Source organism: Priestia sp. TGN 0903, assembly GCF_050846855.1.
GTDB classification, from domain to species: Bacteria; Bacillota; Bacilli; order Bacillales; family Bacillaceae_H; genus Priestia; species Priestia zanthoxyli.
Genome location: NZ_JBOZGL010000005.1, coordinates 311,629 through 325,183, shown reverse-complemented (window position 1 = coordinate 325,183; position 13,555 = coordinate 311,629). Strand labels below are relative to the sequence as shown.

General features: G+C 38.1%; 14 protein-coding genes. 9 read left to right on the top strand and 5 right to left on the bottom strand.

Annotated features, from left to right (window positions below):
• Positions 1 to 174 precede the first annotated feature (174 nt).
• Together ACRPLY_RS19105 and ACRPLY_RS19100 are read left to right on the top strand one after the other, a co-directional pair.
• Positions 175 to 1,818 (top strand): putative polysaccharide biosynthesis protein, encoded by a 1,644-nt coding sequence (locus tag ACRPLY_RS19105; RefSeq protein WP_028411836.1) that lies wholly within the window; start codon positions 175 to 177, stop codon positions 1,816 to 1,818.
• Positions 1,819 to 1,868: 50 nt separating this feature from the next.
• A complete protein-coding gene (locus ACRPLY_RS19100; protein ID WP_221831918.1) occupies positions 1,869 to 2,585 on the top strand; it encodes a pseudouridine synthase in 717 nt (238 codons plus the stop codon).
• A gap of 222 nt (positions 2,586 to 2,807) precedes the next feature.
• Here ACRPLY_RS19100 and ACRPLY_RS19095 read toward each other — a convergent pair whose 3' ends face one another.
• On the bottom strand, positions 2,808 to 3,029 hold the full coding sequence (locus tag ACRPLY_RS19095) for a DeoR family transcriptional regulator (protein ID WP_013059517.1): 222 nt from the start codon (positions 3,027 to 3,029) through the stop codon (positions 2,808 to 2,810).
• Positions 3,030 to 3,437: 408 nt separating this feature from the next.
• Between ACRPLY_RS19095 and pepV the strand changes: the two genes are divergently transcribed.
• The gene (gene pepV / locus ACRPLY_RS19090; protein WP_432232092.1) at positions 3,438 to 4,841 is read left to right on the top strand and encodes a dipeptidase PepV; all 1,404 of its coding nucleotides are present in this window, start codon (positions 3,438 to 3,440) and stop codon (positions 4,839 to 4,841) included.
• Here the strand turns inward: pepV and ACRPLY_RS19085 are convergent.
• Together ACRPLY_RS19085 and cysK are read right to left on the bottom strand one after the other, a co-directional pair.
• Complete coding sequence (locus ACRPLY_RS19085; protein ID WP_165635093.1) at positions 4,834 to 5,049, bottom strand: hypothetical protein; 216 nt, start codon at positions 5,047 to 5,049, stop codon at positions 4,834 to 4,836. The genes pepV and ACRPLY_RS19085 overlap by 8 nt on opposite strands.
• A 126-nt stretch (positions 5,050 to 5,175) precedes the next feature.
• On the bottom strand, positions 5,176 to 6,108 hold the full coding sequence (cysK, locus tag ACRPLY_RS19080; RefSeq protein ID WP_168761351.1) for a cysteine synthase A: 933 nt from the start codon (positions 6,106 to 6,108) through the stop codon (positions 5,176 to 5,178).
• Positions 6,109 to 6,297: 189 nt separating this feature from the next.
• On the opposite strand from cysK, the gene thpR reads away from it, so the two are divergent.
• The 4 genes from thpR (at position 6,298) to ACRPLY_RS19060 (ending at position 11,134) form a co-directional block, all read left to right on the top strand.
• Positions 6,298 to 6,852 (top strand): RNA 2',3'-cyclic phosphodiesterase, encoded by a 555-nt coding sequence (gene thpR, locus ACRPLY_RS19075; protein ID WP_028411832.1) that lies wholly within the window; start codon positions 6,298 to 6,300, stop codon positions 6,850 to 6,852.
• A gap of 135 nt (positions 6,853 to 6,987) precedes the next feature.
• A complete protein-coding gene (locus ACRPLY_RS19070; RefSeq protein WP_165635095.1) occupies positions 6,988 to 7,914 on the top strand; it encodes a hypothetical protein in 927 nt (308 codons plus the stop codon).
• Between the two features lie 92 nt (positions 7,915 to 8,006).
• Positions 8,007 to 10,148, top strand: a complete 2,142-nt coding sequence (gene pulA / locus ACRPLY_RS19065; RefSeq protein WP_323873927.1) for a type I pullulanase — start codon at positions 8,007 to 8,009, stop codon at positions 10,146 to 10,148.
• Between the two features lie 161 nt (positions 10,149 to 10,309).
• Positions 10,310 to 11,134 carry a phosphotransferase family protein gene (locus ACRPLY_RS19060; protein ID WP_176344694.1) on the top strand — a complete coding sequence of 275 codons (825 nt, stop codon included), beginning with the start codon at positions 10,310 to 10,312 and terminating at the stop codon, positions 11,132 to 11,134.
• A gap of 6 nt (positions 11,135 to 11,140) precedes the next feature.
• On the opposite strand, the gene ACRPLY_RS19055 is transcribed toward ACRPLY_RS19060, so the two are convergent.
• Positions 11,141 to 11,419 (bottom strand): YtzH-like family protein, encoded by a 279-nt coding sequence (locus ACRPLY_RS19055; protein ID WP_028411828.1) that lies wholly within the window; start codon positions 11,417 to 11,419, stop codon positions 11,141 to 11,143.
• A gap of 127 nt (positions 11,420 to 11,546) precedes the next feature.
• On the opposite strand from ACRPLY_RS19055, the gene trmB reads away from it, so the two are divergent.
• Positions 11,547 to 12,197 (top strand): tRNA (guanosine(46)-N7)-methyltransferase TrmB, encoded by a 651-nt coding sequence (gene trmB, locus ACRPLY_RS19050; protein WP_028411827.1) that lies wholly within the window; start codon positions 11,547 to 11,549, stop codon positions 12,195 to 12,197.
• Between the two features lie 75 nt (positions 12,198 to 12,272).
• Positions 12,273 to 13,130, top strand: a complete 858-nt coding sequence (locus ACRPLY_RS19045; protein WP_028411826.1) for a YtnP family quorum-quenching lactonase — start codon at positions 12,273 to 12,275, stop codon at positions 13,128 to 13,130.
• Here ACRPLY_RS19045 and ACRPLY_RS19040 read toward each other — a convergent pair.
• Positions 13,099 to 13,410 (bottom strand): PepSY domain-containing protein, encoded by a 312-nt coding sequence (locus ACRPLY_RS19040; protein ID WP_028411825.1) that lies wholly within the window; start codon positions 13,408 to 13,410, stop codon positions 13,099 to 13,101. The genes ACRPLY_RS19045 and ACRPLY_RS19040 overlap by 32 nt on opposite strands.
• Positions 13,411 to 13,555 lie beyond the last annotated feature (145 nt).

Genomic DNA, 13,555 nt, shown 5'->3' with positions numbered 1-13,555 from the left:
TTTGTTCACTGACAAATCTCTCAACATTGGATAAAATGGGCTATAGTCTTTGTTTTTTAGCTTGTTGACGAGTGTGAGTGAGTATAAGACCTTTCTTAGTGTATACTCTCACTTGCTTCTTTTCAATTCTATCATTATTATCAGTATGTAACATTAAGTATCGGAGGCAAACGTATGTCTGATTCAAAATTGTTAAGAGGGACCTTTGTGCTAACGCTTGGCACTTATGTATCCCGAATTCTGGGAATGATTTATTTATTTCCATTTGCGATCCTTGTTGGAACCGTAGGGGGAGCACTGTTTGGTTATGGATATAACCAATATGCTATTTATTTAAGTATTGCTACAGCCGGTATGCCAATGGCCGTATCGAAATTTGTATCAAAATATAATGCACTCGGTGATTATTATACGAGTAGAAGAATGTATCGGGCCGGCATGAAATTAATGCTTGTCACAGGAATACTTGCATTTTTACTTTTATATTCGTTAGCGCCTGTTATGTCTAGAATTACACTTGGAGGTTCTGATTTAAATAACTCCTTAGAAGATGTAGTAATGGTTATGCGAATGGTTAGTGTTGCGTTAATTGTAGTACCGATGATGAGTTTAATGCGAGGATTTTTCCAAGGTCACCAGTCTATGGGACCCACAGCTGTTTCACAAGTAGTTGAACAACTTGTGCGGGTTGTCTTTTTATTAGCATCCACTTATATCGTCATCAAAGTTGTACATGGGAGTCTTGCGCTAGCCGTTGGATTTGCTACAATGGGTGCTTTTGTAGGAGCTCTTGCTGGACTTGCCGTATTAATTTGGTACTGGAAAAAACGAAAGCCTCATCTCGATAAAATGGTGAACGAGCAGACGGTAACGCCTACGCGTATTTCTACCGTATCCATTTTTAAAGAGCTGCTTACGTATTCATTGCCCTATGTATTTGTCAGCTTAGCTATTCCGCTTTATCAGTATGTGGATCAATTCACATTTAACCGTGCGATGGTAGCGGCTGGACAAAAAGAAATAGCGGAGTCCATGAACGGAATTGTTCAGTCTTATGTTCCAAAGCTTGTGATGATTCCTGTTTCATTAGCTACTGCATTCGGTTTGACTCTTGTACCAACGATTACACGTTCATTTGTGAATAAAGATTATAATGTATTGCAAAAGCAAATTGATCAAACATATCAAACGATTATGTTTCTTGTGCTGCCAGCATCTGTAGGGTTAATGGCTTTAGCTGGTCCAGCATATACGTTTTTCTTTGGAACAGATGCATCGGATGCGGGTGGAAATGTCTTGCTTTATTATGCACCCGTAGCTTTATTGTTCTCGTTTTTCACGGTTAATGGAGCTATTTTACAAGGGATCAACAAACAAAAATATGCTGTTTTAAGTCTATTATTTGGATTGATTGTGAAAATTGTCGTGAACGTGCCATTTATTCTTATGTTCCACGAGATCGGTTCAGTTTTAGCGACAGCACTAGGCTATATCGTATCTCTTGTTTATATGTTTGCGCTTATTCAAAAACACGCAAAATATAACTACAGTGAGTTTATAAAACGCTCTGTGCTCATTCTCATTTTTGTTGCGATTATGGGAATCAGCGTAAAAATTGTTTCAGTAGTAATTGGTCTGTTTACAACCCCAGGACGATTCTCTGCCACGGTTATTACGATTATAGGAGCAGCAGTAGGCGGCCTTATTTACTTTATTATTACCTATCGTTCAAGCTTGCTTGAAAAAGTAATGGGAGCGAGGGTAACAGGTGCAATTGAACGAAAGATACTGCGCCGAAATAAACAGCGCAGTGCATAAGAAGATGACTCGTTAGAGTCATCTTCTTTTCAAAAAAAGGAGGATATTACATGCGTTTGGATAAATTGCTTTCTACCATTGGGTACGGAAGCCGAAAAGAAGTTAAAGGTCTTTTAAAGACTGGAGCTGTTAAGGTAGACGGTACAGCGGTTAAAGATGCTAAGGTACATGTTAATCCAGATGAACAAGAAATAACTGTGCATGGCGAAGCCGTTTCTTACCGAGAATTTGTTTACTTTATGCTGCATAAGCCGCAAGGTGTCATATCAGCGACGGAAGATTCTCTTCATGAAACAGTTTTGGACTTATTGGAAATTGACGATGCTGTGTATGACCCATTTCCGGTAGGGCGTTTAGACAAAGATACAGAAGGGCTCTTGCTGCTGACAAATGACGGTCAGCTTGCACATCAGCTGCTATCTCCTAAAAAGCACGTTCCTAAAACGTATTTTGCAAAAATTAATGCGCCGGTGACTGAAGAAGATGCTAAAGCATTTAGACAGGGTGTCACTCTTGATGATGGATACGTAACAAAATCAGCAGAGTTAAAGGTACTAACAAGCGGTGTGGAATCAGAAATTGAATTAACGATCGTTGAAGGGAAATTTCATCAAGTGAAGCGTATGTTTGAAGCAAGAGGAAAAAAAGTAACGTATTTAAAACGTTTATCTATGGGAGCTTTGCTATTAGACGAGTCGTTAGATTTAGGAGAGTACAGGGAGTTAACGGAAGAAGAACTAGCTTTATTACAAAAATCAAATGCCTAAGAAGAGGCGAAAGAAAAAGGAACCTAAGTCTAAAATGGTTCCTTTTTTTGTCCACTTTGTTAGACAAGTGAAACATTTCACGTTAAAGCACTTAAACGAGTACCAACTCTGCTTGACGTGCAAATGGAGCGGGGGACTATGCACTCGTCCAAGTCTTGACTTTCTACTGCGTAGAATTTTATCTCTATATATAAATCACTTACTACCCTTGAAATAAACTTACTAGGATGACATCTTGACCTTCTTTTGCGTAGTCGTCCATGTACCGCGACTTGGGCTGCGAACTAAATCATTATATGCTAACACATTCAAGTCACGCTGAATGGTTCTTGGTGTAATACCAAATTCGTCTACGAGCTCTTGCGTTGTAACTGTTCCATTTTTACAAATGAACATATAGACCGATTTGATACGAGTTAGCATTCGATTAGTTGAAGGTTTCAAAAAACCACTTCCTTATTCGTTTTTCGTAAGGCACAACTTCTTTATAACTCTGAGATGTCAAGCACTATTTCAGTCCTTATCCTTATTGTACACAAAATCGACAGAAAAATAAAAGAGAAAACGCAAATTAACACAATATTTACAAAAAATGATATAAATATGTAATCCTTTCGTAACATCTCCTTCCTCTATTTGCACATTTTTTATAGTATATGTAAACAATAAACAAATAGAATCCGTTTTTATCGATTGTGCCTACAAATTATTTCCCGGAATTTTGACTCTGTAAACCTTTGATATGAAAGGAAAGAGACAATTATTTCTTTCTATATAAAGGTATGATAAAGTTAAATTTACCAATAGTAATGATAGATACAATCTGTAAAAGCAGGCAAAGGAGGCACACAGATGACAGCAATTAATTGGAAAGAGGAAGTGCAAAAAAGAGAAGCTGAAATTCTAGCTGAGACGCAGCGTTTTTTGCAAATTAAAAGTGTTTTGACAGACACAGAAAAAAAAGAAGAGCCATTTGGACCTGGAGTTGCTCAAGCGCTTCACTTTCTTTTAAACAAAGGAAAAAATGACGGGTTTTCCGTCAAGAACGTAGACGGATATGCAGGTCATATTGAAGCGGGAGAAGGAAAAGACCTTCTTGGCATTTTGTGTCACGTAGACGTCGTTCCTGAAGGAGACGGGTGGTCGGTTGATCCATACGGCGGTGAAATAAAAGACGGGAAAATTTTTGCTAGAGGAGCAATCGACGATAAGGGCCCGACGATGGCTGCTTATTATGCGATGAAAATTGTGAAAGATTTAGGGCTTCCTCTATCTAAGCGGGTTCGAATGATTATTGGAACGGATGAAGAAAGTGACTGGAGATGTGTGGACCACTACTTCAATCATGAAGAGATGCCAACGATGGGATTTGCGCCGGATGCGGATTTTCCTATCATTTATGCTGAAAAAGGCATTACAGATGTAGAAATTCGCCAGCAGCCCATTGAAGGAACAAAGGGAAGCGTCCAGCTTATATCATTTGTCTCTGGGCGACGCTACAATATGGTTCCTGATCTTGCAACAGCTGTTCTTGAATTCCATAGTGAAACGGATATTAAAAATAAATATGATCAATTTTTAAAAGATAAGTCTTTAAAAGGTTCAATAACCGAAAAGGGCGGTGCGTATACACTTACTCTAGAAGGAGTTTCAGCACATGGAAGCGTGCCTGATAAAGGGAAAAATGCTGGGCTTACACTTCTTCGCTTTTTACACACATTAGAACTTGATGAACAAGCTAATCAGTTTGTAGGTTATGCAAATGCGTATTTAGTCCAAGATGCACTAGGAGAAAAAATGGGCTTAAATCGCAAAGATGAGGTCACGGGTGATTTAACAATAAATGTGGGAATCATGTCTTATAATCAAGAAGAAGCGGGGCACTTTGGCTTAAATATTCGCTATCCTGTATCAGCTCATATTGACGATATTATTGATACGATTAAAGAAAAAAGTGAATCTTATCAAATGACTATCAAACATTTTACAGATTCTAAACCACATCACGTCGATAAAAAACATGAGCTTATTCAAACGCTTCAAAAGGTTTACCAAGAACAAACAAATGAAGAACCTACGCTTATTTCAATTGGAGGAGGAACATATGCCAGAGCATTAGAAGCGGGTGTGGCATTTGGACCTCTTTTCCCAGGCCGTGAAGAAGTAGCGCACGAAAAAGACGAGTACATGGTAATTGAAGATTTGCTTCGTGCAACAGCTATTTATGCACAGGCTATTTACGAATTGGCTAAATAAAAAGAGGTTGAGACATAACGAAACGAATCCAATTTAAAGGTGAATAACTAGGATACATGAGCTGGACTGTTTGTGACACCGCAGTTGATTTCCATGCAAGGCTTCGCTTTCCGCGGGCGGCCGCTGAGTCTCCTCGTCGCCTGGGCTCCTGGGGGGTCTCACCTGTTCCGCTTTTCCCGCAGGAGTCTTCGCCTTGCCCTCCAATCAACTGCTAGAAGTAACGAAACCGATGAACCTACATTCACCATCACAAAAAAACGAACCATGAATCAAACATGTTGATCAATGGTTCGTTTTTCATTTGGGCTAAAATCCTTTTGTTCCAGCCTCTTTATTATTCGAATGAGAATAGGTCGCTTGATAAATAACGTTCACCTGTATCGCAAGCAATACATACGACCACTTGATCAGGAGATAATTTTTTGGCTACCTCGATAGCAGCATAGCAGGCAGCGCCAGATGAAGGACCGACTAAAATTCCTTCTTCAGAAGCCAGGCGTCGCGTAATATCGTAGGCTTGTTCATCTTTAATTTTTAAAATTTCGTCGTAAACCTCTATGTTAAGCGTATCAGGAATAAATCCAGGGCTTGTTCCTACAAGCTTGTGCTTTCCAGGTCTTCCTCCAGATAATACAGGAGACCCAGCTGGTTCCACAACATGAACGGTCATATTTGGGTAGTTTTCTCTTAGGACTTCACCTGTGCCCGTGATCGTTCCGCCTGTTCCAGCAGTAGCAACAAAAGCAGATAGGTCTTTTCCTAAATCGTTCATTGCCTCAATAATTTCCTTAGCAGTCGTTTTTCGATGTGCGTCAGGGTTTGCATTATTTTCAAACTGCATGGGCATAAATGCATTTGGAATTTCTTTTGTAAGCTCTTCTGCCTTGCGGATTGCGCCAGGCATTTTTTCATCGCCAGGTGTTAGAACAACTTCAGCACCATATGCTTTTAACAAGTTAATTCGTTCTTGAGTCATCGTATCGGGCATGACTAAAATAGAACGATACCCTCTTGCTGCTGCATTCATAGCTAAGCCAATACCTGTATTTCCGCTCGTTGGTTCAATAATGGTGGAATTTTCATTGAGCAAGCCTGCTTTTTCAGCTTCCACGATCATATTAAAAGCAGCACGGTCTTTTACACTACGGCTCGGATTAAAAAATTCTAGTTTTAAGTAAACGGATGCTCCATCTGCTGGTTGAAGACGATTCAATTTAACAAGAGGTGTCTCGCCAATCAAATCAGCCATATTGTTAACAACTTTCATTTTTCTCATCCTTTTCTTATAAAAATTCTCTGTATTATTTCTATGATAACACAATTTCTTATTTTTTAAGCACATGACAAATTTTCAGAAAAACCTCTCTATTTGATCCAGAAAACCTTTAAAATAAATCTAGCTCTTTTTGAACATGACAAATTGGGGAAAGATAATGAAAAGAAAAGGAGAGATTTGATGAAAAGTGATCAACACTATTTTATTGGAATCAACGTGCCAGTCTCCATTGCATATCAGGCAGAAAATTGGGCAAAAGAATTAACACCTTTTCCTTTTAAACAATGGACATACCCTGACGATTATCATATAACACTACAATTCTTAGGATTTGTAGATAACAAAAAAGAAAAGCTGATTAACCGCTTAAAAGAAGTAGCCTCCCGTCATTCAAGTTTTTCACTGCAGACCGTTCAGTACGATGTGTTCGGTGCGTATAACAAGCCTAGAGTGCTTTATGTAAGCCTTAAGCCAAATGATAAGCTTGTGAATCTACAAAGGGATATACAAGCTGTATGGGGAGACCTAAGCGGCTTATACGAAAAACGTCCTTATCGTCCTCATATTACGATTGCAAAGAAGTGGGGAGGGGAAGCCGGGCTTTCGGAAGAGCAGTTAAAGCAAACGTCGGTTGAAGAACAGTTTCAAGTAAGTTCATTTGCCCTTTTTGAAGTTCATCCTGCTAGCAAACCTAAATATAAAAAAATACTATCTTTTTCATTGCAGTCACAGTAGCATATGAACATACAAGTATGGAGAGAGGTTATTTAAAGATCACTCTTATTAAAGGAAAGAAAACGCCGATGATAATAGAGAAACAATCGGTGAACCAAGTGTTAGAGGAATTTTAATTAGGGGATTGATGTAAACGTGGCGCAGCTACTTAAGGTGCAAGATTATATTTCCCGTTATGAAAAAGACGTTTATCACTACACGTCTCAGTTTAATCATTTAAAAAAACATAATTGGAAGAAAGCAAAGCAATTGTTTGAACAAGGGCTATTACATGGCCCTCCTGTAAAAGAAGAAACAAAAGCTCAACGTTCATTTTTGCAAAAAGCAAAAGAGCGGTTTACAAGGAAAAAAGAAACGCTTGAAGTGGAAGAAGCGTTCTCTAGCGATAGCGTGGAAAATCAAGAGCTATTGAGGTTTACAACTCTTCCACAAACAGCGGAAGATTTGAAAATATTGTTTTTAGAAAATGTATTTGATCTTCAAATGAAATGGGCTACATCCACTTTATTTGAGTTCTCGCAAGCAGATCGTAAATATTACCATGATGAAGCTCTCCGTTATTTTATTCAGCGCTTTCCTGATACGTATCTCGTGATGTACAAGCCTGTTTTCCTGATGAATAAAGCTCCGGTAGAAGGGGATATCATTATTGTTACTCCAACGGAAACCCTCTGTATTTGTTTAATAGAAACATATAAAAGCGCTGTTTTTCAGTATTCAAAAGAAAATTTTTGGACAGAGTTAAGAGGAAGAGATCAAAAAAAGATATTAAATCCGTTAATTGGGTTAAATCGAATGGAGCAAATTGTCCGAAGTATCTATCGTACTCACGATATTGAACATAGCGTAAAGAAAATATTACTAAGCAGAAACGGATACATTGACTACGCTGCGGAGCCTTATCAGGTTGAATTTGTAGATGCTAGAAAGTATGAAGAATGGTTTTATGAACTTAGGAAATCTAAAGCGCCTTTAAAGTTTAAACAGATGAAAGCAGCTCAGGTACTGCTCGAACACAGCCAGAGTATTTATTTTGACCGGGAATTCGAAGCAGGTGAATAATCTGAACATTCATGCTATGAAAGTGCTTTCGTTTTTGCGTTTGCTACATATAATGCTACTAAAGAGGTAATTGGCATAAGGAGGAGAAAAGGATGACTGGTGATAATAAGTTTCAGGCTTATTTAGATCAAATAGATCGTATTACTGTTTTAGTTCCAACTTCTTATCATGAAGGTCAAATTGATTTTTTTGTGATTAAAGGTGCACAAATGCATGAGACCATCTCTATTGAAAACGTACATGAATTAGAAGGTTTTATCAAATATGAAGGTAAAGTTGAAGAGAGCATAGAAATTGGACATTCGTACGTTATCTGTGATAATCACGGGGAGAAAGTTCCGTTGCAGGTAGGGGCTGTTATACGAACAAAAGAGTTTGATGAAAAATTTTATTATAATCAAAATGATTTGGGTGCAGCCTTTTATTCAGATCATATTATGATAAAAGTCTGGGCCCCGACTGCATCAGCAGTGGTTTTAAAATTAATACATGCAAATAGCGGAGAAGAAGAACTGTACGTTATGACTCGTCAAAGAAAAGGCGTATGGGAAAAGGAACTTCCCTTAGATAAAGAAGGGTATTATTATCGATTTTTAATAGATGTAAACGGTCGGACAAATGAAGCGGTGGACCCTTATGCCGTTGCAGCTACAGCAAATAGTGAATACGGAGTTCTGATAAATCTTCATACAGCCTATGTTCATCTCCATGAAAAGCCGCCTTTCTTTCAGCCAACGGATGCCGTTATTTACGAAATGCACGTTCGAGACTTTTCTATTCATCCTTCAAGCGGGATAGAAAAAAAAGGTACGTACCTAGCTGTTACTGAATCAAGCGGTCAGCCAGGCAAACCAACAGGCCTCCATTATTTAAAAGAGCTAGGAGTGACCCACCTTGAATTTCTTCCTATTAACGACTTTGGAGGAGTAGATGAATTAAATCCTCAAGCTTCTTATAATTGGGGGTATAACCCATTGTTGTTTAATGTGCCGGAAGGAAGCTACTCTGCTGACCCTTCAAATCCCACCACTCGTATTGTTGAAGTGAAGCAATTAATATCAACGCTTCATCAACAGGGATTCCGTGTTATTATAGATGTAGTTTATAATCACGTATTTGTACGAGAAGAATCACCTTTTGAAAAAATTGTTCCGGGCTATTATTTTCGACATGATGAGTTTGGGATGCCTTCGAACGGGACGGGAGTAGGAAATGATTTTGCTTCTGAACGGAAAATGGCGCAAAAGTTTATTATCGATTCAGTATTATTTTGGATAAAAGAGTACGATGTTGATGGTTTTCGTTTTGACCTCATGGGGATTTTAGATATAGAAACGATGAAAATCATTCGGGAAAAAATAAATGAAATTGATTCTACTATTTTGGTGTTTGGCGAAGGCTGGGATTTAAATACGCCTCTTCCCCACACTCAAAAAGCAATGATGGCGAATGCCCGCCAAACACCTCAAATCGGCTATTTTAATGACCGCTTTCGAGATTCTGTAAAAGGAAGCACGTTCGATGTGTATGAAAAAGGTTTTATCAGCGGGAATATTCATCAAAAAGAAGCAGTGCAATCTGTGATAGCGGGTAGCATTCTGGATAAAGAAGACAGTCCCGCTTTATTTATAAATCCAGCACAGTCAATTAATTATGTTGAATCACATGATAATCATACGCTGTGGGATAAGTTAACGAATTCAAACGGAGAAGAAGACGAAGACACTCGTAGAAGTCGTCATCGCCTTGCTACTGCTATTGTGCTTCTTTCACAAGGCATACCGTTTCTTCATAGTGGTCAAGAGTTTTACCGCACTAAAAAAGGCGTAGAGAACAGCTATAATTCACCCGATGATATTAATGCACTCGATTGGAATCGAAGAAGGGAATTTTCTTCTGATGTGAATTGGGTTCAAGAGCTGATTCGTATTCGCAAACAGCACGATGCATTTCGCTTGGGGGATGCTTCAGCGATTAGGCAGCATGTCTCTTTTCTAAACACGCCGAAATCCGTTATTGGCTATTGCTTATCAAACGTATTGGCTTACGGTCCGTGGAAGAATATTATTGTGTTTTTTAATCAAGGCCTAATGGAAGAAAAAGTAGTTTTGCCAGAAGGACCATGGAAAATAGCACTTGATCATTGTAAAGTATATAAAAATGGGTATCCTACTATAGAGGATAATGCTATAAATGTTCCAAAGCTTAGCGTTCTTATTTTATTTCAAACGTAATTATTGTCTTCAACCACTTGACGAAAAAAGTGTGATGGAGATAATATTTATAAAGGATGGCTATTGATACATATCCTCAATAGCCGTCTTTTTTATTTACTAAGAAAATAACGTCATGATGTCTTAATAGATTGCTTTATTGAGTGAAATTTTTAAACGAAATGTGTGTGTTGAAATTGAAGGTGAATTGGTTGGAAGATATATTAGGAAGCGAATGGGAAATTACTCCTGCTGGCGGAGCGACAGGAGAAGCTTATTTTGCAAAATTTCAAGACCGAAAGCTTTTTTTAAAGCGTAATTCATCACCTTTTTTAGCAGTATTGTCAGCTGAAGGAATTGTACCGAAGCTCGTGTGGACAAGACGAATGGAAAATGGAGATGTGATCACAGCTCAGCACTGGCTAGATGGTCGAGAATTAAAACCAAAAGATATGAATTCGAGTCGAGTGACAGAATTGCTTAGTAAAATTCATCATTCAAACGAGTTATTAGATATGTTGAAAAGGTTAGGGAAAACACCGCTTCTTCCCGGAGACGTGCTAGCCGATATTCTAGAGAACGTGGACGAGCGACTTCAAAAAGAGAGTATTGTAGAGCAGGGAATCAGCTATTTACAAGCAGAGCTTCCGTCCATTCAGACAGATAAATATGTGGTATGTCACTGTGATGTGAACCACAATAACTGGATGCTTGGAGAGAATACGCAGCTATATTTAATCGATTGGGACGGAGCGATGATTGCAGATCCTGCTATTGATTTAGGTTTATTGCTTTATTGGTACATCAATCCATCTCAGTGGGAAGAATGGCTTGAGCATTATGGGGTTGAACTAACTGAGAACTTGAAAACGAGAATGAAGTGGTATGTGATAAGTCAAACCATTTTATTCATTGAATGGCATCGTTCGAAAAATGAACATTCTGAAATGAATTACTGGCTTGAATATCTTCGGATGTTGCTCGTCAACGACATTCAAGCACAGTAGCAAAGGTTATGACAAGGTAGATAGTTCTTGGACCCATTGTGATAAATTTTGTTGATTGGTTTGAATATGTTCGTCTAAATGAGCAGCACTTTTTGCATCTTGCGTGTATTTATAAACGTTTTGTAGTGTTGCTTGTACGTCTGTGCTAGCATATCCTTTTGCTAACATTGATTGAATTAAACGTTCAACCTGTTCACATTCCGCAACCGTTCCGCAGCAATCACTTTGATGATTAGATAAAATATCTTTTACTATATTCATTTGGTGTTCGGCATTTAAAGGCATTAAGCATCATCCTTTCTCGTATGATGCTCTTATTTTTTTCTATCTAAACACAATTATGCATGAAAATGTCGGTTGTTTCGAATAACCGACATTTTCAATGCGTCAAAATAAATTAAAGAGGTGCAACATGAGATTACGAAACAAACCTTGGGCAAAAGATAAAATTGCTGAAAATCCCCAATACGTGGTTCCAAATCCAGCGGAGTATAAAGGAAACTGGAAAGAAGTTTTTGGAAATGAAAATCCTCTTCATATTGAAGTAGGAACAGGAAAAGGCCAATTTTTAGTAGGGATGGCTAAACAAAATCCGCATATCAACTATATTGGAATTGAAATGTATGAAAGTGTCATCTTAAGTGCTCTAGAACGATTGATTGAAGAAGAGCTTCCAAATTTAAAGTTGTTGAATGTAGATGCTAACCATCTTAGTGAGTTTTTTGCAAAAAATGATGTGGGTCGCGTTTATCTCAATTTCTCTGATCCATGGCCAAAAAAGAGACATGCCAAGCGCCGCTTAACATACAAAACGTTCTTAAGTATGTATGAAAATCTGCTGGTTGATGGTGGAGAAATTCACTTTAAAACAGATAATCAAGGGCTATTTGAGTATTCATTGACAAGCTTTTCAGAATATGGACTTCTTCTCAAGTACATTAGCTTAGATTTGCATAAAAGCGATTTTGAAGGCAATGTTATGACGGAATATGAAGAGAAATTTTCACAAAAAGGCAGCCGCATTTACCGCTGTGAAGTAAAATACCTGAATGAAAAAGACTGAGTTCCTCAGTCTTTTTTTGTTCAAAAAGAGAAGGGGATAGTGATAAAATAAAAAGGAATATAATGGAGGTGTAAAATGGAAACGCTAACAATAGGCGAATTAAAAGTTACATGGCTTCGTGGAGGGAATAATCATTTAGATGGAGGGGCAATGTTTGGTGTTGTTCCAAAAGAGCTTTGGACAAAAAAATATCCCATTTCAGACGGGAATCGAATTCCCATGAGGACTGATCCTTTGCTCGTTCAAACTGAAAAACACCTCATGTTAATTGATGCAGGTATAGGAAATGGGATGTTGGATGAGAAAAAAAAGCGTCATTTTGGCGTAACGGAAGAATCATTTATTGCTGAAGACTTACAAAAGTTAGGGTTCACGTGCGAAGATATTACTCATATCATTATGACGCATCTCCACTTTGATCATGTGTCAGGCTTAACAAAATGTATCAACGGAAACTTTTCCTCTGCTTTTCCAAATGCAAGAATTTTTGTTAGTGACATCGAGTGGAATGAAATGAGGAATCCTAATATACGTTCTAAAAATACGTATTGGAAACAAAATTGGGAATTTATTCAGCATCAAGTAATAACATTTAGCGACAAAGATGAAATTGTGCCTGGAGTAACGGTTCATCATACCGGCGGTCATAGCGATGGTCATGCTGTAGTTATATTAAAAGGAAACAATGACATCTTAGTGCACATGGGCGATCTTTTGCCAACACATGCACATCAAAATGTCTTATGGGTAATGGCATATGATGACTATCCAATGACTTCGATTGAACAAAAGCAGCAGTGGTTAGCTTATGCCTATGAGCATCAAGCTTGGCTAAGTTTTTATCATGATGCTTTTTATCGAGCTGTAAAATGGGATAACAAAGGAGAAATAGTTGACGAAATTAAACGGGTGTATTCAGCGTCAATTCAATAATAGCACCGCTTTTTTTATCAATGAAAAACTCGTAATGTTCCTGTTTTGCATCACGTGTTCTGATAATTCCACCTGTATAACCATAAAAAGAGAGACCATGCTTTTGAATGACCTTAGTCGTCGTTTCAATCCATGAGCCGTCGATTGCCCCATTTTGTTTAAAAGCGCTTTTAACAATCGTAAGGGCTTCCGATGAGGAAATTGACGACGTTCTTTTTTGAATAATATAAGCGCTTGCAAATCCGACTGCAGCTCCTGCTATTAGTTGAGTCCATTTCACGTTATTCACCTGCTTTTTAAGGATATGTTTTCATCATTATATCAAATTGTCGAATGCTTTGTTAAGTTGAGTCATAGAAGAGAAGGACGGAACTAGCAACTATTTCCGGTTTTCGATACAATAAAGAAAATGATACATAAAGGAG